This window comes from Morganella morganii, from assembly GCF_019242955.1.
Lineage (GTDB): Bacteria > Pseudomonadota > Gammaproteobacteria > Enterobacterales > Enterobacteriaceae > Morganella > Morganella sibonii.
Map to the genome: position 1 here is coordinate 948745 of NZ_CP066129.1, position 17670 is coordinate 966414.

Sequence of the window (17670 nt, forward strand, 5' to 3'; positions counted from 1 at the left end):
GGGTTTTTTGTTTTATAAAAACCGTTCCAGCAGGGTATTGAGGAATAACTTACCGTGTTCGGTTATCTGCCAGTGGGTTTCGGTTTCAGAAATCTCTCCGGCGTTGAGTGCCGCCTCAATCTGCGGGCGAACCACGGATTCCGGCAGACCGGTATAATCGGTGAAATCACAGCGCGGCATGGCTTCCAGTAACCGGAACCGGTTCATAAAGAACTCAAACGGCCGGTCTTCTGCCGCCACTTCATTTTGCTGATCAAGATAGCGTCCGGCCATATATCCGCGCGGATGTTTGGTTTTGACTGTCCGCAGAATGCGGCCGTCAGCAAATGAAATTTTGCCGTGCGCACCACAGCCGATCCCGAGGTAATCCCCGAAACGCCAGTAGTTGAGGTTATGCTGACACTGAAATCCCGGTTTGGCATACGCGGAGGTTTCATATTGCACATAACCAGCCTGTGTCAGTAACTGATGACCCTGAGAAAAAATATCCCACAGCAGATCATCATCCGGCAGTACCGGCGGGCGGGAGCCGAAACTGGTGTTCGGCTCAATCGTCAGCTGATACCAGGAAAGGTGCGGCGGCGCGAGTTCAATAGCCTGGCGCAAATCGCTGAGTGCTTCGCCGAGATGCTGTTCCGGCAGCCCGTGCATCAGGTCGAGGTTAAAGCTGCGCAGTCCGAGTGTGGCCGCCAGCCGTGCCGCCCGTTTAGCTTCTCCGGCATCGTGAATACGCCCGAGGCGGATCAGTTTGTCATCGCCGAAGCTCTGCACACCAATGGAAATACGGTTGATACCGGCTTTCTGGTAGCCGCTGAAACGATCGGCTTCCACGGTGCCGGGGTTGGCCTCCATGGTCACTTCCGCATCTGCCGCGACAGGGATACGGGCACGCACACCGTCCATCAGTGTCTGCATGGCTTCCGCACTCAGCAGGCTGGGGGTGCCGCCGCCGATAAAGATAGTGCGGATTTCCCGCCCGGCCACCAGCGGCAGATCGGCATCCAGGTCAGCCAGCAGATGTGCCACATAATCATCATGCGGCACTTCACCTTTCAGCGCGTGAGAGTTGAAATCACAGTAAGGGCACTTCTGAACACACCACGGAATATGAATATACAGACTGAGCGGGGGAAGCTTACCCATTACGCAGGGCTTCCGACAGCAGTGCCAGCGCTTTGCCGCGGTGAGACATGGCCTGTTTTTCTTCCGGGCGCAGTTGTGCGGCGGTTTTGTTCAGTTCAGGTAACCAGAAGACCGGGTCATAACCGAAACCGCCTTCGCCCTGAGCCTGCTCTGCGATCACACCGGCCCAGCGGCCGTGGCAGATGATCGGCGTCGGATCATTTTCGTGACGCATATAAACCAGCACGCAGTTGAAGTGCGCCTGACGCTGTTCCGCCGGAACGCCGTCAAGGGCAGCCAGCAGTTTCACGATATTGCCACCGTCGTTACCGTCAGTACCGGCATAACGGGCGGAGTAGATGCCCGGTGCACCGCCGAGGTAATCCACGGAAATTCCGGAGTCATCAGCAATGGCCGGTAAACCGGTGACTTTCGCTGCGTGACGCGCTTTGATAATGGCATTTTCGACGAATGTCAGGCCGGTTTCTTCAACGGAACCGACCCCCAGTTCCGTCTGTGCCACCACATCCATACCGGCATCGGCCAGCAGTGAGGCCATTTCGCGGACTTTTCCGGCATTACCGGTAGCTAAAACAATTTTTCGGGTCATATCTGAACCTGATTATAAAAATATCCACTGAACAATATCGTTATAGAGATAGCCCAGTGCATAAAGAATAAAAATAACAATCATTGCAGAGAAATCAATGCCGCCCATCGGCGGAATGATACGGCGGAACGGTGACATCAGCGGCTCAGTCAGCTGCATCAGTACATAATCCACCGGGTTGCGGCCCTGGCTGAACCAGCTGAGCAGCGCGCGGGCGAGGATCACCCAGAATACCGTCATCCCTGCAAGATAGAGAAGATTGAAGAAAGCAACTAACAGCATCAGCCCGCCGAGCTGTCCCTGAAAACCAGCCAGGAACCACGGAAAGAGCAGTTTCAGCAGCACAGCGACATAGGCCACCAGCACCGAGGCCGTATCAATCGGGCCGATAGCCGGAATAATACGGCGCAGCGGACGGACAACCGGCTGTGTGGCTTTCACAACAAACTGGGCAAACGGATTATAAAAGTCCGCGCGCGCCCATTGCATCCAGACACGCAGCAGTAAAATCGTGGCATAGGCATGCAGGAGCGTGGTGACAACAAAATTCAGTGTTTGCATCGGTGAAATCCTTAACAGAAAACAAATTAACCGGTTTGTGATAACGCACTAAGGTACAGGAAGGTCATGATACAGAATGATCAGGATACAGAATAGTTACGCGCACCGAAAATTGCAGTACCGATACGCACCATGGTCGATCCGCAGGTGATGGCAGCGTCCATATCGTCAGTCATACCCATCGATAACGTATCCGCCTGCGGGTATTTAACCTGCAGTTCGCGGAAAGTCGTTTCCATCTGACGGAAAACCGCACACTGGCGCTCCGGATCTGTTTCCGGTGCCGGGATTGCCATCAGCCCGCGCAGGCAGACGTTCGGCAGGGCTGCAACCTGTTCTGCCAGTGCCGGTAATTCTGCAAGGGTAATACCGGACTTGCTGTTTTCATCACTGATATTGATCTGGATAAGCACATTCAGCGGCGCTTTGTCTGCCGGGCGCTGGTCACTCAGGCGCTGTGCGATTTTCAGCCGGTCGACAGTGTGGCACCAGTCAAAGTGCTCAGCGACCAGACGACTCTTATTCGATTGTAACGGGCCGATAAAATGCCATTCGAGGCTGGTGTTACCGGAGAAATACTGAATTTTCTCAACACCTTCCTGCACATAATTTTCACCAAAGCGGTTTTGTCCGGCTGCTATCGCTTCTTCGAGCGCGCTCACAGGTTTGGTTTTACTGACGGCAAGTAAGGTCACTGTGTGTGGATCGCGGCCGCATTTTTGCGCCGCAGCGGTTATACGTTCTCTGATTTCTGTCAGATTGTCTTTTATTGGTTTCATGATGATCCGGGAGATAACCTAATGAATATGGATAATTTAATCGCCCTTAGTGTAAAGCATAATGCATCCGATCTGCACCTTTGTGTTGGCCGGGTGCCGGTATTACGGGTGGATGGAGAGCTTTTTTCTCAGACACACTGTGCGACGGTGACGGAAGACGCACTGCGCGACTGGGTAAAGACGATCCTCGACCAGGCAAATTACCACAGATTGATGACAAAAGGGCAGGCCGATCTTGCGTTGTTTATCCGCGATCAACCTTTGCGGGCGAATATTTTTATGGCAGGGGGATTACTGAACGCTGCACTGCGGCTGATCAGTCCGGTTGTTCCTTCTCTGGAGGACATCCTGGCGCCGCCGGTTTTTGCCGGACTGCTGTCAAAGACACAAAGCGGGCTGATCCTGGTTACCGGCGCGACGGGAAGCGGAAAGTCGAGCACGCTGGCGGCGCTGCTCAGCTATATCAATCAGCATTTCCGGCGGCATGTGATTACCCTGGAAGATCCGGTGGAGTTTCGTCACCGCAACAGGCAGTCGCTGATCCGCCAGCGGGAGATCGGTCGTGACTGTGAAAGTTATCAGCAGGGACTGACCGCCGCGCTGCGCCAGGACCCGGATGTGATTATGCTGGGGGAACTGCGGGATGAGGCGGCGATCCGGCTTGCCCTGACAGCGGCGGAAACCGGGCATCTGGTGCTGAGCACACTTCATACGCGCGGCGCTGTTGCGGCGATTGAGCGGCTGACGGATGCGTTCAGCGGTGCAGAGAAAAGCCGTGTGTGCAATCAGCTGGCCGGCAGTCTGGTGGCGGTGCTGAGTCAGCATCTGGTGGCAAAACAAGGGGGCGGGCGCTGTGCATTGTTTGATGTGCTGATTAATACCCCGGCGGTGGCGAGTCTTATCCGTGATAATAAAGCGTATCAGATAGCCACCCATCAGCAGTCAGGCGCGCAGTCCGGGATGATGACAGAAGAGCAGTGCCTGCAATGGCGGCGCAGCAGAGGGGATATTGCCGGAGAAACGGGCGCGATCCCGGCATGGTAAGGAGAACGGCGCGCCCGGCGTGCGGGATAATCAGCCGTAAAGCTGTTCAAACCAGCTTTCGAGGATAATCACGGCAGAGGCGGAGTCCACCTTATCTTTGCCGAGCGCACGGTAACCGCCGTCAGCAAATAAATTAGCGCGGGCTTCCACCGTACTGAGGCGCTCATCATGGAGTTCCGCGCGAATGCCGAAACGGCCGTGCAGGCGGTTGGCAAACTTTTTCGCCTGATTCGTTACCAGCTGCGGCGTGCCGTCCATATTGAGCGGCAGACCGACAACCACATAATCCGGCTGCCATTCACGGAACACCGCCGCTATCAGTTCCCAGTCGGGAATACCCTCACGGGCTTTCAGTGCAGCCAGCGGGCGGGCGGTACCGGTGATGGTCTGACCGACGGCCACACCAATGCTTTTGGTGCCGAAGTCAAAGGCAATAACAGTATTGCTGCTCATTATGCGTGTCCGGCCTGTTGCGCGATGGTGTAAATATTGACGCCGATACCGGCAGCCGCTTCACGCCAGCGGTCGGGCATCGGTGTGCGGAACAGCAGACGCTGACTGGCATCAGCCACCAGCCAGCTGTTTTCCATAATTTCCCGCTCCAGCTGACCGGCTGTCCAGCTTGAGTAACCGAGCGTCATCAGGTAATGCTCCGGCTGCTCTGCGGTTCCCAGCGTTTCCAGCACGTCTTTCGACGTGGTCAGAAACAGATCATCCGTCAGACGGGTGCTGGCGGCATACTTTTTATCACCGGAATGCAGCACGAAACCGTGTTCTTCAGACACCGGGCCACCGACCAGAACCGGCTTTTCCAGCGACTGATTTTCATCACGGATATCCGGCGATATTTTCAGTTTCTGCAGAATTTTACCGACGGAAAGCTGTTCGATGGGTTTGTTGATCACCAGTCCCATCGCCCCGTTTTCATTGTGTTCACACAGATACACAACTGAACGCGCAAAATACGGATCATCCAGTGAAGGCATGGCAATGAGAATATGATGTTGTAAGTTCATAACCTTCTTTTCAGTCTGCCCGCAGAGCGGATAATACCGTCTGCGGGTGTGAGTGTACGGACACAGCGCCTGCTGTTACCGGCCGAGACGTTTTTCAATGGCATCCATCAGCATGCCGGTGACAGAAACATCCGGGTGTGCGGCTTCAATTTCGCGGGCACAGGTCGGGCTGGTTACGTTGATTTCAGTCAGACGGTCGCCGATCACATCCAGACCGACAAAAATCAGACCTTTTTCTTTGAGGACCGGTGCCACGCTGCGGGCAATGGCCCAATCGCTTTCGCTCAGCGGCCGTACTTCACCGTGACCACCGGCAGCGAGGTTACCGCGCGTTTCGCCTTTGGCCGGTATCCGGGCCAGGCAGTAAGGAACCGGCTCACCGTCCACCACGAGGATACGTTTGTCACCGTCTTTAATGGCCGGCAGGAAGTTTTGCGCCATGCAGAAAGTATGGCCGTGATTGGTCAGGGTTTCGATAATCACACCGACGTTAGGATCATCCTGTTTCAGACGGAAAATCGAGGCACCGCCCATACCGTCGAGTGGTTTGAAAATCACATCACCGTGCTTCTGATGGAATTCACGCAGGCGCTGTGCGCTGCGGGTAACAAGGGTGTCCGGGGTCAGGTCTGCAAACCAGGCGGTGAACAGTTTTTCGTTACAGTCACGCAGGCTCTGTGGTTTGTTGACGATCAGGGAACCGGCGCTTTCCGCCCGCTCCAGAATATAAGTGGCGTAAATGAATTCAGTATCAAACGGCGGATCTTTGCGCATCAGGATAACATTCAGCGTTCCCAGGGCGATATCCTGTTCGCTGCCGAACTGATACCAGCCTGCCGGATCTTCTTTTACTGTCAGTGTGCGGGTACGGGCACGGGCAACGCCCTGATGCAGGTAGAGGTCATTCATTTCCATATAATGGATTTCATAACCACGGCGCTGTGCTTCGAGCAGCATCGCGAAACTGGTGTCTTTTTTGATTTTGATGGAATCGATAGGATCCATCACAATACCGAGCTTGATCATTTTTTCTCCTTAACCCAGATCGCCGAAACGCACCTGCAATGCGGTGATTGCAGTGAGCGCGGTAGTTTCTGTGCGTAATACACGCGGCCCTAATAATATGTCGGTAAACTGATGACCGGCAGTCATCGCGATTTCCTCTGCTGACAGCCCGCCTTCCGGACCAATCAGTAACCGCACTTTAGCGGTTTCTGCCGGTAGTGTATTGATACTTTGTGAGGCACGCGGATGTAAATTTATCTTCAGTGCATCATCCGTTTCCGCACACCATGCTTCCAGGGATTGCACCGGGCGGATCTCCGGAATCACATTACGTCCGCACTGCTCGCAGGCGGCGATGGCAATTTTCTGCCACTGCTGCTGTTTTTTCTCCAGCCGTTCACCATCCAGTTTAACACCACAGCGCTCAGAGATCAGGGGGGTAATAATCTGAACACCCAGCTCAACCGATTTCTGGATGGTAAATTCCATTTTTTCACCGCGTGACATCACCTGTCCGAGGTGGATGGCCAGCGGGGATTCACGGTTGTCGTCCTGTTCATCAGCGATACGGACAGTCACACTTTTTTTGCTGATACCGGCAATTTCGGCATTAAAAATCCGGTTGGTGCCGTTAAACAGGATCAGGGAGTAACCGGTTTTCATCCGGAGCACACGGGCAACATGGTTGGCGCCGTCATCGGTCAGTTCAGTCACCATGCCGGGGGTTAAAGTGCCGGGGTGATAAATGCGCGGGATCCGCATGAAAATATCCTTTTCGTTCTGCCGGCACGCCGCCGGTTTATATATATTGCCCCATGATAATAGAGGGGGGAATCTCACTGCAAGCATCAGCCGGGATCAACACCGCCCGCAAAGACTGTCAATATTGCGTGATGACCCGAAAAAAAATGTAATTCAGCTGTAATCAGGGGAAAAAACGTGTCTTTCCCGGGGCGGTCAGGCAGGCTGCGGATATCGCAACAGGGAACGCAGCGGAGGACACATGAATTGGCTGATTATGATTATCTGGGGAGTCGTTTTACCGTTGCCGGTAAAAGCCGGGACGGAATATATTCTGCGGCAGTATTATCAGTATCCGCAACGGTTATCCGGCTGTCGTGTGTATCTGCACTGCCTGTTGTCCGGCATCTTTATTGTATTCTGGTCTGACGGGCAGGGCGTATCTGTTCTGTTTCTGACACTGCTGTTTTTATGCCTGGTGATGCTGTTTCATATCGATAATGCGGTGTTTTATCTGCCGGATAAGCTGGTGTTTCCGGTACTGTGGGCCGGGTTGCTGTTTCAGAATGAGGTACAACTTGTGACGATTTCTTCCGCACTGTACGGAGTGATCGGCGGTTTTTTTCTGCTCTGGTTTGTGGCGGAGGGTTATGCATGGTGCCGTAAAAAAAGCGGGCTGGGCGGCGGGGATATCAAACTGTTTTCAGCAACGGGTGCCTGGGTGGGAGCGGAACAGCTCGCACTGCTGCTGATGCTGGCATGTGTATCCGCGCTGGTGGTGTACGGGCTTCACTATTTCCGTCACCGCTATAATCATCTCCCGCCATGCAGCCCGGGTATTATTGCCTTCGGGCCACATTTAATTGCGGGGATGATTATGGTGATGGGACTGATGTCAGTCAGTCGTTTTCAGTAACGGGATAAGCCTTTCCCAATGTGATTCCGCACCCAGTACCGCCTGGTTAGGAATATGCTGAAATACGCCGTCTTCTTCCAGCAGCAGTGTCGGGAAGCCGCCGGTTGGATTATGGACAAATAACTGACGGCTCTCACTGATATGCTGCTCAGTATTATCAGACTGAATATCGCTGATCCCCAGCTTATCCGCCAGCTTGCGCAGGGTATCGCGGTTAAGTGGCAGCCCGTCCTGATAATACGCTTTCTGGCAGGCATCCAGCATGTCAATGCCTTTACCTGACTGTGCCTGCGCGCTGAGAATGGCGGCAATCGGCGGTACAGAGTCCATCACCCACTCCTGATTTTTCAGCAGGGTGTAAAAGGCATCGGTAAATGGCTGTCCGGTCATCTGAGTGATGCGCTGATTATGGCTGCGGATCATGTCCCGCATACTGTCATCCGCCGGACGGCGTTGTGAACCGGTGATCATCCCGCCGCCGTGCAGGGCGATGGTTACGCCCTGTTTATGTGCGGCCTGAATAAACGGCGCGATACCATAACACCAGCCGCAGAGCGGATCATAAATATAGTGCAGCGTTTTTACTGACATCATGTTTTCCTTAAATCAGATTACTGCGGCCAGCGCATTTCGCCTTTGAGCACTTTGGCGCTCAGTTCCAGGCTGGATTCATCTGCCAGAGCCGGGTAAGCCGCTTTCAGTGTGCTGATCATCTGCTGTGAGTCCCTGCTCTCTTTCAGCGCGGTTTCCGCGCGGGTCAGATAATCTGCGGTAAAGGTAATGGCAGCCGGTGAAAAATGGCTGTTACCGGTGTAATGGCCGGGTACCACGGTGGCCGGTTTTTTGTCCTGCATACTTTTCAGTGACTGCTGCCAGTACTGACGGGATTCCGGGGTCTGGGTATCAGCCAGCCAGACATGGATATTTTCTGACACCAGCACGCCGCCCATCACGGCAGACAGTGACGGTACCCATACATAACTGCGTTCCGGTGCCGGGCTGTCCAGTCCTTCAATCAGGATACTTTCCCCTTCCAGCATAATGCGGTTGCCCTCTAACGGCTCCGGTACAACGATACTCTGCGGGGCATTCTCTTTCAGTACCGGTCCCCAGTAAGACAGTTTGCCGTCTTTGCTCTCTTTGATCAGCGCGACAGTTTGCGGAGTGGCGACAATTTTAGCCTGCGGGAAGGCTTTTTTCAGTTCATCCAGTCCGAAATAGAAATCCGGATCAGAGTGGCTGATATAAATGGTGGTCAGTGTTTTGCCGGTCGCACGGATTTTATCCGCCAGTACCTGAGCATCATCTTTCTGAAACTGAGCATCAATCAGAACCACCTCATTTTTGCCGCTGATGATCTCTGAAGATACCGGGAAGATACTTTTTTCGCCCGGGTTATACACTTCCAGAGAGAGTGGTGCGGCAGCAGTGATAAAAGAAGCACTCATCAGTGCGCTGAATACCAGAGAAGTACGGATTGCAGAAGTCATAGTGTTATCCTTTTTGCAGGTGAATCGTTGAGATGACGCTATAATAAGTTGCATAATCCGCCGGAAAAACCCCATAATCCGGTCTTCATTGTTGCATAAAACGGACAAATAAAATGGACAGGATCACTGCCGCTCAGGTTTTTATCGCCATTACTGAACAGCGCAGCATGAGCAAAGCCGCAGATATGCTGGGTATGTCCCGTGCGATGGTGACACGCTATCTGGCCGAAATGGAAAACTGGGCCGGTGTGCGGTTGCTGAACCGGACAACCCGCAGCCTGACGCTGACTTCCGCCGGTGAAACGGTGCTGATACAAAGCCGGGAGCTGCTGTCACTGGCGACCGCAATTGCCCGCCCGGTGGTGACAGAAGATGAAGCAGTAAGCGGTCTGGTACGGATAACCTGTGCTCAGTCGCTGGCGATGGTGGCACTGTCTAAAGCGCTTGTGCAGTTTCGTGCCCGTTATCCGGCCATTGCCGTGGATGTGCAGGTGACGAATAAGGCGCTCAGTCTGGTGGAGGAGCGGATTGATCTGGGTATCCGTATCACCAACAATCTTGAGCCGAATCTGATTGCAAAGCCGCTTTCCCGCTGTGATTCAGTGGTCTGTGCATCACCGGCCTATCTGGAAAAACATGGTTATCCGACGTCACCCGAATCGCTCAGTGAGCTGACCTGTCTGACTTATAATTTCTACGGCCGCAGCCTGTGGCTGTTTGAACGGGATGATGAGGTCATTTCTGTGCCGGTGAGCGGGGCGCTAAGTGCCAATGAATCCACGTTTCTTCTGGAAGCGACGCTGAATGGGGAAGGCATTGCATTGCAGCCGTATTGCTCGGTGTATGAGTATCTGAAAACCGGGCGTCTGGTGCGCCTGTTCCCGGAATACCGGCTGCCTGCACTCGGTATCTACGGCATTTATACCAGCCGCGAGCATATGGCCAGGCCTCTGCGTCTGCTGCTGGATTTCCTGGCGGAGTGGTTTGCACATTCGCCGGACTGGCTGCCGTATCTGCTGGATGAAAAAACTAACCGCTGACCTGTTTTAATTGCTGCAAAATGACCTGCATATGCTGACGGAGATGTGTAACAAAAATATCCGTCAATACAGAATGCGGCCTGTGCTGCGGGCGGATCAGGCTTACGGTGAACGGAATATCCGCACTGAACGGACGGACACAAATCCCGCTGCAATCCATCGCGGTCAGCGGGTTGACAACAGACACCCCTAATCCCTCTCTGACCATGGCACAGACTGAGGCGGCACTGTGTGTTTCCATAATCATCCGCCGCAGAATTCGCTTTTCACTGAATAATGCATCAATTTTCTGCCGGTAACTGTCCGTAACGGACAGACTGATAAAATTCTGATGTGCAAAATCAGCGGGTGTCAGAACCGCTTTGCTGCACAGCGAGTGCGATTCCGGCAGCACACAGACTTCACTGAGTGTGAGCAGGGTTTCCTGCAGCGTGCCGGGCGGCGTCAGCTGATGTTCGGTGATCCCCAGGTCATAACGCTGGGCGGAGAGCCACTCTTCAAGGAGCGGAGATTCCTGCGGGGCGATTTCAAAATTTACATCCGGGTATTGTGTATGAAACGTGCGACAGACAGCAGGCAGCAAGGACTGAGCAAAGGCGGGCAGGCAGGTGATTGCCAGCTGAGCATGCTGAAACTGGCGGATACTCTCCGCAGCACGGCTGATGCGCTCAAGTCCGTAATATGATCGTTCCACCTCCTCAAATAGCCGCAGTCCCTGTTCAGTCGGGTGCAGACGGCCTTTGATACGGTCAAAAACACGGAATCCCAGGATTTTTTCGAAACGGGCAAGCTCCCGGCTGACAGTCGGCTGGGATGTGTGCAGAAGTTGTGCGGCATCGGTCAGACTTTTTGTTGTCATAACCGCGTGGAATATATCAATGTGACGCCAGGAGTAGTGTTCCATTATCCATCAAATCCATATCAGCAATGAATAGACCTTAGCAAATCAGATATTTTAAATCCCGAAGATTTTTTGTCACGATGGAAAAAAATGAGATCACGATCAAAAAGAGCACAACATCATGACCATCGCAACCAAAACACTCCGCGCCCCGTTTACCCCGGATGCCCTGCGCAGCCTGGCTCAGCAGTACGGTACTCCTCTCTGGTTATATGACAGTGAGGTGATTATCAGCCGTATTGCCCGTCTGAAGCGCTTTGATGTGATCCGTTTTGCGCAGAAAGCCAATTCCAACATTCATATTTTACGCCTGATGCATGAGCATGGTGTGAAAGTGGATTCCGTATCCGCCGGTGAAATTGAACGGGCGCTGAAAGCCGGTTACCGTCCGGATGAGATAGTTTTTACAGCAGATATGATCACGGAAGAAACGCTGGATCGCGTGCTGGAACTGGGTATTGCGGTGAATACCGGCTCGGTGGATATGCTGCGCCAGATTGGCGCCCGCTGTCCGGGGCATCCGGTGTGGCTGCGTATCAATCCGGGTTTTGGTCACGGACACAGCCAGAAAACCAATACCGGCGGCGAGAACAGCAAGCACGGGATCTGGTTTTCCGATCTTGGTGAAGCGCTGGCAGAAATCCGTCAGTATCAGCTGACACTGACCGGCATTCATATGCATATCGGTTCCGGTGTGGACTATGAGCACCTTGCGACGGTCTGTGATGCGATGGCAGAACTGGTGATCACCAATAATCTGGATATCCGTGCGATTTCTGCCGGCGGCGGCTTATCGACCCCTTATCGTGAGGGGGACGAAATTATTGATATCGACAATTATTTCTCACTCTGGGATGCGGCCCGGACACGTATAGCCCGCCATCTCGGCCGGGATATTACTCTGGAAATTGAGCCCGGGCGTTATCTGGTGGCGGAATCCGGTATTCTGCTGGCTCAGGTACGGGCAGTGAAAGGAATGGGAAGCCGTCACTATGTACTGGTGGACAGCGGTTTTAATGACCTGATGCGCCCGGCAATGTACGGCAGTTATCACCATATTTCGGTATTACCGGCAGCGGGAGAGCCGCAAAACAGCACATTGCGGGAAACCATTGTGGCGGGGCCGTTATGTGAATCCGGTGATGTTTTTACTCAGCTGGAGGGCGGAATGGTAGTACCGCGTGCGTTACCGGAAGTCAGTGTGAATGATTTCCTGGTTTTTCACGATACCGGCGCTTACGGTGCATCGATGTCATCGAATTACAACAGCCGGCCATTATTACCGGAAGTTCTGTTTACAGACGGAAAACCAAAACTTATCCGCCGTCGTCAGACCATTGATGAACTGATGGCGCTGGAAATCACTGAATAATAGATTATCTGTTATCGTTTCTGACTGATATTGAAAATCCCCGGGAATCACATCCCGGGGATTTTATTATTAATACTCCCCGGGAGTATATTAATGTTGTTTTTCCATTACATAAAAACAACAACAGAATGATGATTGTTAACGCAATAATCGCATCCGGAGGCTGTATTCCGGCAGAGTGTGACTGGTGTTATAAAACAGATTGCCTGTCATAGAGTCTCTGCACTGTTCCCTTTATTATCCCTTCAGTCATTTTATTATTTATTACCGGTGCAGTTTTTATATAACAGTACCGGTCAGCTTTTTTCCGGGGACGTGCGTATTATGAATTTAATGCAGCCATTTGTATCAGAAAAATTAACGCTTAAAAATAAATTAGTTTATCCGCCTGTCAGAATAAAACGAGCCACTGACGGTTACGCTGATTACTTTCATCTGGCGCATTATATGTCTTTTGCTGTCGGTCAGGTCGGACTGATTATTATGGAAGAGTGTGCGGTTACGGCTGACGGACGTCTGGGCAGTGGTGCACTGGGTTTATATGAGGACGGGCATGTCGCCATGCTGGCTCAGATTGTGACGATGCTGCAAAATGAAGGCAGCAAAGTGGCGATTCAGCTGAACCATGCTGGCAGTAAATCACGGCTGGAATCCGGCAATATTATTCAGGATATTAATGTATTAACAGCAGATGAAATTACAGCATTGTTTGACTGCTATACAAAGGCCGCCGCGCGGGCAAATAAAGCCGGGTTTGATGCACTGGAAATTATGGCATCTCATGAGTTTTTAATTTCTCAGTTTATTGACCGGCGGACAAATCAGCGTACTGATAAATACGCCGATCCGGTTATTTTTCTGACAGAGTTACTGACCGCTGTCCGCCAATCCTGGCCGGAAGAGAAAGCGATTATTCTGCGTATCGGTACGCGGTATTGCGAAGAGGACAGTATTTTATTTACACAAAAAATTCTGCGTAATATTAATCCGCTTATTGATATTGTTCACATATCTAATGGCGGCAGTCAGATGCATGGTACAAATAAAGGTGTTGCTTATCAGCTGGAAGATACCAAAGGTGTTAAAAAAGGCTGTGAAAAACCTGTCATTGTTGTTGGTGGTATTCGTGACCATCAGCTGGCAGACGATATATTAGAGCATCAGTATGCGGATTTAATTGCTGTCGGCCGCGGATTATTACGTAATCCTAACTGGTATCTGGAATATTTACTGAAGCATGATCGTAAATTAATTCCCCGTCCGTATATCCGGGCGTTTCGCTGATAACAGTAAATACAATGACAGGAAGATGTTATGGCAATATCAGCCTTAAAGCGTATTTTCAGTGCCGGTGTTTTATTACTGTGTTTCAGTTGTGCCGGGGCAAAAGAAATCACTGATCTCGCCGGAAACCGGGTCACTATTCCGGATACAGTAGAGCGGATTGCGGTCGTACCTATTCCGTGGATGTCGATGATTTATGTGGTGGATGGCTCGGATGCAAAAATTGCCGGGATGCATCCGTCAGCGAAAGAGGCTTACCGCAATAGTATCCTGAAAACACTGGCACCCGGTATTGAAAAGGTCAACAGCACCTTTGTGAATAAAGATTTCACCATCAACGGTGAGGAACTGGTCAGATTAAATCCGGATCTGGTGATTATCTGGGATTACCAGAAAGAGGAAAAAGAGAAGCTGGATAAACTCGGTATTCCGGCGGTGGCAATCAGATACGGTGATTTGGATGATGTCAAAAACGGAATCAGGTTGCTGGGCGACATTCTGGGCAAAGAGAAGCGTGCCGCAGATTTACTGGCTTTTTTTGACCATCAGATTCAGTCAGTGAACACGGTGACAAGAGACTCAACCCCGGTGACTATTCGTGAGGTGCCGTACGGAAAACCGGGTATTCTGTATGTCAGAGATAAAAACCTGACGGTGGCCGGAAAGACCTCGGTAAACAGCCTGATGATCAACCGGGCCGGGGGCATTAATGTGACAGATGACATGCCGGTTAAACCAAACTGGATCACGGTGTCAGCAGAACAAGTGATTAATCTGGATCCGGACATTATTATTCTGAGCCAGTTTGATTCATTTGTGCCGGAAGATGTCTACCGGAATACGGTTGGCTGGCAGGGGGCAGAAACGATGTCTGCCGTGAAGAACAGACGTGTTTATAAAGCCCCTATCGGTATTTACCGCTGGGATGCGCCGGGAATAGAAACGCCGCTGATGATGAAATGGATTGAAGCCCGCATTATGCGCAAACCGGCTGATGATGCAGCAATGCAGCAGGATATCCGTCAGTTCTTTAAGCAATTCTTCGGTGCCGACCTGACAGAAGCACAAATGCGGGAGATCCTCAGCCTGGATGCCAATATAACCGGTTACAGCAGCACTGACCGGTAAGAAGACAGAGCAGTTATGGCGGAGCAGGGAACGGCTCCGCCATGTTATTTTATGCGCCGGGGTTTTCCCCTTTACGGTAACGATGAGAATTGGCGTGTGACTTCAGGCCGATAATCTCCGGTGCAAACTCATCCACATTGATCGAGCACAGGCGGCTGGCTTCCGCTTTGCGCAGGATATCAGCCTCCTCCGGAGTGACTTTTCCGTCCTCCAGTGCAGTATCCGCCAGTTTATCCAGCTGGGTAAAATCAATATATTTTTCGGCCATACGACTGAGGCGGGCCACCAGCGGTTCGGCGGCCAGAATATCACTGAGTGCGGCATTGAGCAGGCCGTGCGGGTTATTGGGTTCCGGTGCCAGATATTGCCCGCGTCCGATTCTGTCACGGGTGTCAGACGGTTCCTGTAACAGACGGGCGAGTTTGCTGTCCAGTTTATCGGATGGCGGACGGTGATGGCGGCCTGACGGGAAGATAGTCAGACGCAGCAGGGCGGCGACTTTCCGGTCAGGGAAGTTTGTCAGCAGTTCATCCATCGCTTTTTCGGCTTCATACAGACAATCCTGTACTGCCCAGTGTACCAGCGGTAAGTCAGCCTGCGGACGGCCATCCTCATCAAACCGTTTTAAAGTGGCGGATGCGAGGTAAAGCTGGCTGAGTATATCCCCGAGTCTGGCAGAAATCCGCTCACGACGCTTCAGACTGCCGCCGAGTGTCGCCATCGCGATATCTGACAGCAGTGCCAGGTTGGCACTCAGCCGGTTAAGGTGCTGATAATAGCGGCGGGTGGCATCCCGGAATGGTGAAGGACTGAAATATCCGTGTGATAACCCCAGCCAGAAACTGCGGGTGGCGGCAGTTAATACATGGCCGATATGGGCAAACAGCGCGTTATCAAAGTCATTCAGCTGATTATCCGCCGCAGCGGCCATCTCGGTCAGTACATACGGGTGACAGCGGATGGCTCCCTGGCCGAAGATAATCATACTGCGGGTCAGGATATTGGCACCTTCAACAGTAATCGCGATAGGCGCCCCCTGATAGTTGCGGGCGAGGAAATTGGATGGCCCGAGACAGATACCTTTACCGCCTGCAATATCCATCGCATCAATAATGGCACGCTGCCCCCGGTGAGTGCAGTGATATTTTACAATGGCGGACAGAACCGCCGGTTTTTCGCCCAGCATAATACCGGTGGTGATCAGTGTGGCGGCGGCATCCATCAGATAGGCATTCCCGGCAATACGCGCCAGCGGCTCTTCAATCCCTTCCATTTTGCCGATCGGCATCCGGAACTGACGGCGGATATAAGAATAAGCACCAATCGCCATTGCTGCGCTTTTCAGTCCGCCGGTGGCATTAGACGGCAGTGTGATACCGCGCCCGACAGACAGGCATTCCACCAGCATGCGCCAGCCCTGTCCGGCCATTGCCGGACCGCCGATAATATAGTCGAGCGGTACAAAGACATCTTTACCGCGTGTCGGGCCGTTCTGGAACGGGACATTGAGCGGGAAATGACGGGTACCGGTTTCAACCCCCGGCGTATTCACCGGGATCAGTGCGCAGGTGATCCCAAGCGAGGTTTTCTCACCGAGCAATTTATCCGGATCATACAGTTTAAAGGCAAGGCCCAGGACGGTGGCAACCGGTGCCAGCGTGATATAGCGTTTATTCCAGTTCAGGCGCATCCCGATCACCTGTTCACCCTGCCATTCGTCGGTACAGATAATCCCGGTATCCGGGATAGCTCCGGCATCAGAACCGGCTTCCGGGCTGGTCAGGGCAAAGCAGGGGATTTCTTCCCCGGAGGCCAGCCCCGGCAGCCAGCGTTTTTTCTGCTCGTCAGTTCCGTAGTGTTGTAACAACTCGCCCGGCCCCAGTGAATTGGGGACACCAACGGTTATCGCCAGAATACCGGAAACCCCGGCCAGTTTTTGCAGCACCCGCGCCTGGGCATAGGCGGAGAACGCCAGACCGCCATACTCTTTGCGGATAATCATGGCGAAGAATTTATGATCACGCAGGAACTGCCATAATTCCGGCGGCAGATCCGCCAGCTCATGGGTGATCTCAAAATCATTGGCCATCCGGCAGGCTTCTTCTGCCGGGCCGTCAAGAAACGCCTGTTCTTCCGCTGTCAGTTGCGGAGCGGGGTAGTTGTGCAGCTTCTGCCAGTCCGGTTGTCCGCGGAACAGATCGCCTTCCCACCAGGTGGTGCCCGCATCAATCGCTTCTTTTTCTGTCTGTGACATCGGCGGCATCACTTTACGGAACAGCAGCATCAGACGGCTGCTGAACAAAGCCCGGCGGACGGACGTGATCACAAACGGCAGGAAAATCAGTGCCAGAAGAACGGTGACAGCAAACGGCCATAAACGGAAGACATTCATGATGAGACTGAACAGTATCAGTGCTGTTGCACTGTACTTCAGACTGACCCGGTGAAAAGCGAGCAGCCCGGTGGCGGCGATAAATAAAATTATGCTGAGTAGTAACATGATGAACCTCCGTATAGGGGTATTCGTGTCAGTACAATGTGACATCAGAGGTCTGACCTGTTGTGTTCAGATCTAGCGCAACCAAAAAATAACTTCAATGATTTCACATTTTATTTACAACTCAGCTCACAAAATTAGCAGAACAAAACCCTGACGTTGAC

18 protein-coding genes are annotated in these 17670 nt (G+C 52.6%); 6 read left to right on the plus strand and 12 right to left on the minus strand.

Translation table 11 applies throughout. The annotated features are described in order from the left end of the window. Nucleotides 1–12: 12 nt before the first annotated feature. The 4 genes from hemW to JC793_RS04235 form a co-directional block, all read right to left on the minus strand. Complete coding sequence (gene hemW / locus JC793_RS04220; protein WP_166707155.1) at nucleotides 13–1143, minus strand: radical SAM family heme chaperone HemW; 1131 nt, start codon at nucleotides 1141–1143, stop codon at nucleotides 13–15. Then, nucleotides 1136–1732, minus strand: coding sequence for an RdgB/HAM1 family non-canonical purine NTP pyrophosphatase (rdgB, locus tag JC793_RS04225; RefSeq protein WP_052926434.1), 597 nt, complete (start codon nucleotides 1730–1732; stop codon nucleotides 1136–1138). The genes hemW and rdgB overlap by 8 nt, the downstream gene beginning before the upstream one ends. A gap of 12 nt (nucleotides 1733–1744) precedes the next feature. Further along, nucleotides 1745–2293 carry a YggT family protein gene (locus JC793_RS04230; protein WP_046895179.1) on the minus strand — a complete coding sequence of 183 codons (549 nt, stop codon included), beginning with the start codon at nucleotides 2291–2293 and terminating at the stop codon, nucleotides 1745–1747. 80 nt (nucleotides 2294–2373) lie between these two features. Then, nucleotides 2374–3072: a YggS family pyridoxal phosphate-dependent enzyme gene (locus JC793_RS04235; RefSeq protein ID WP_218427592.1), complete on the minus strand. Its 699-nt coding sequence runs from the start codon at nucleotides 3070–3072 to the stop codon at nucleotides 2374–2376. Between the two features lie 21 nt (nucleotides 3073–3093). On the opposite strand from JC793_RS04235, the gene JC793_RS04240 reads away from it, so the two are divergent. Then, on the plus strand, nucleotides 3094–4116 hold the full coding sequence (locus tag JC793_RS04240; RefSeq protein ID WP_218427594.1) for a type IV pilus twitching motility protein PilT: 1023 nt from the start codon (nucleotides 3094–3096) through the stop codon (nucleotides 4114–4116). Nucleotides 4117–4146: 30 nt separating this feature from the next. Here JC793_RS04240 and ruvX read toward each other — a convergent pair whose 3' ends face one another. From ruvX to rsmE, 4 genes are all read right to left on the minus strand, one after another. After that, entirely contained in the window at nucleotides 4147–4569 is a 423-nt protein-coding gene (ruvX, locus tag JC793_RS04245) for a Holliday junction resolvase RuvX (protein ID WP_004237826.1), read from the minus strand. After that, entirely contained in the window at nucleotides 4569–5132 is a 564-nt protein-coding gene (locus JC793_RS04250) for a YqgE/AlgH family protein (RefSeq protein ID WP_166707159.1), read from the minus strand. The genes ruvX and JC793_RS04250 overlap by 1 nt, the downstream gene beginning before the upstream one ends. Before the next feature lie 75 nt (nucleotides 5133–5207). Beyond that, on the minus strand, nucleotides 5208–6158 hold the full coding sequence (gshB, locus tag JC793_RS04255) for a glutathione synthase (RefSeq protein WP_107679638.1): 951 nt from the start codon (nucleotides 6156–6158) through the stop codon (nucleotides 5208–5210). A 9-nt stretch (nucleotides 6159–6167) separates the two neighbouring features. Continuing rightward, nucleotides 6168–6899: a 16S rRNA (uracil(1498)-N(3))-methyltransferase gene (rsmE, locus tag JC793_RS04260; RefSeq protein WP_054424789.1), complete on the minus strand. Its 732-nt coding sequence runs from the start codon at nucleotides 6897–6899 to the stop codon at nucleotides 6168–6170. A 241-nt stretch (nucleotides 6900–7140) separates the two neighbouring features. On the opposite strand from rsmE, the gene JC793_RS04265 reads away from it, so the two are divergent. After that, on the plus strand, nucleotides 7141–7794 hold the full coding sequence (locus JC793_RS04265; RefSeq protein WP_218427597.1) for a prepilin peptidase: 654 nt from the start codon (nucleotides 7141–7143) through the stop codon (nucleotides 7792–7794). On the opposite strand, the gene JC793_RS04270 is transcribed toward JC793_RS04265, so the two are convergent. Continuing rightward, nucleotides 7774–8388: a DsbA family protein gene (locus JC793_RS04270; protein ID WP_243846718.1), complete on the minus strand. Its 615-nt coding sequence runs from the start codon at nucleotides 8386–8388 to the stop codon at nucleotides 7774–7776. The genes JC793_RS04265 and JC793_RS04270 overlap by 21 nt on opposite strands. Nucleotides 8389–8405: 17 nt before the next feature. Continuing rightward, nucleotides 8406–9284: an MBL fold metallo-hydrolase gene (locus tag JC793_RS04275; protein ID WP_218427599.1), complete on the minus strand. Its 879-nt coding sequence runs from the start codon at nucleotides 9282–9284 to the stop codon at nucleotides 8406–8408. Between the two features lie 113 nt (nucleotides 9285–9397). On the opposite strand from JC793_RS04275, the gene JC793_RS04280 reads away from it, so the two are divergent. Further along, nucleotides 9398–10324, plus strand: a complete 927-nt coding sequence (locus JC793_RS04280) for a LysR family transcriptional regulator (RefSeq protein WP_218427601.1) — start codon at nucleotides 9398–9400, stop codon at nucleotides 10322–10324. Here JC793_RS04280 and JC793_RS04285 read toward each other — a convergent pair. Next, a complete protein-coding gene (locus tag JC793_RS04285; protein ID WP_218427602.1) occupies nucleotides 10314–11228 on the minus strand; it encodes a LysR family transcriptional regulator in 915 nt (304 codons plus the stop codon). The genes JC793_RS04280 and JC793_RS04285 overlap by 11 nt on opposite strands. A 118-nt stretch (nucleotides 11229–11346) precedes the next feature. Here JC793_RS04285 and lysA point away from each other — a divergent pair, with 118 nt between their 5' ends. From lysA to JC793_RS04300, 3 genes are all read left to right on the plus strand, one after another. Continuing rightward, nucleotides 11347–12597, plus strand: a complete 1251-nt coding sequence (gene lysA, locus JC793_RS04290; RefSeq protein WP_218427604.1) for a diaminopimelate decarboxylase — start codon at nucleotides 11347–11349, stop codon at nucleotides 12595–12597. Nucleotides 12598–12930: 333 nt separating this feature from the next. Then, nucleotides 12931–13881 (plus strand): oxidoreductase, encoded by a 951-nt coding sequence (locus JC793_RS04295; RefSeq protein WP_247717359.1) that lies wholly within the window; start codon nucleotides 12931–12933, stop codon nucleotides 13879–13881. A gap of 30 nt (nucleotides 13882–13911) precedes the next feature. Continuing rightward, nucleotides 13912–15009 (plus strand): ABC transporter substrate-binding protein, encoded by a 1098-nt coding sequence (locus JC793_RS04300; RefSeq protein WP_218427607.1) that lies wholly within the window; start codon nucleotides 13912–13914, stop codon nucleotides 15007–15009. A 49-nt stretch (nucleotides 15010–15058) separates the two neighbouring features. Here JC793_RS04300 and fadE read toward each other — a convergent pair whose 3' ends face one another. Next, nucleotides 15059–17509 (minus strand): acyl-CoA dehydrogenase FadE, encoded by a 2451-nt coding sequence (gene fadE, locus JC793_RS04305; protein ID WP_218427609.1) that lies wholly within the window; start codon nucleotides 17507–17509, stop codon nucleotides 15059–15061. Between the last annotated feature and the right edge of the window lie 161 nt (nucleotides 17510–17670).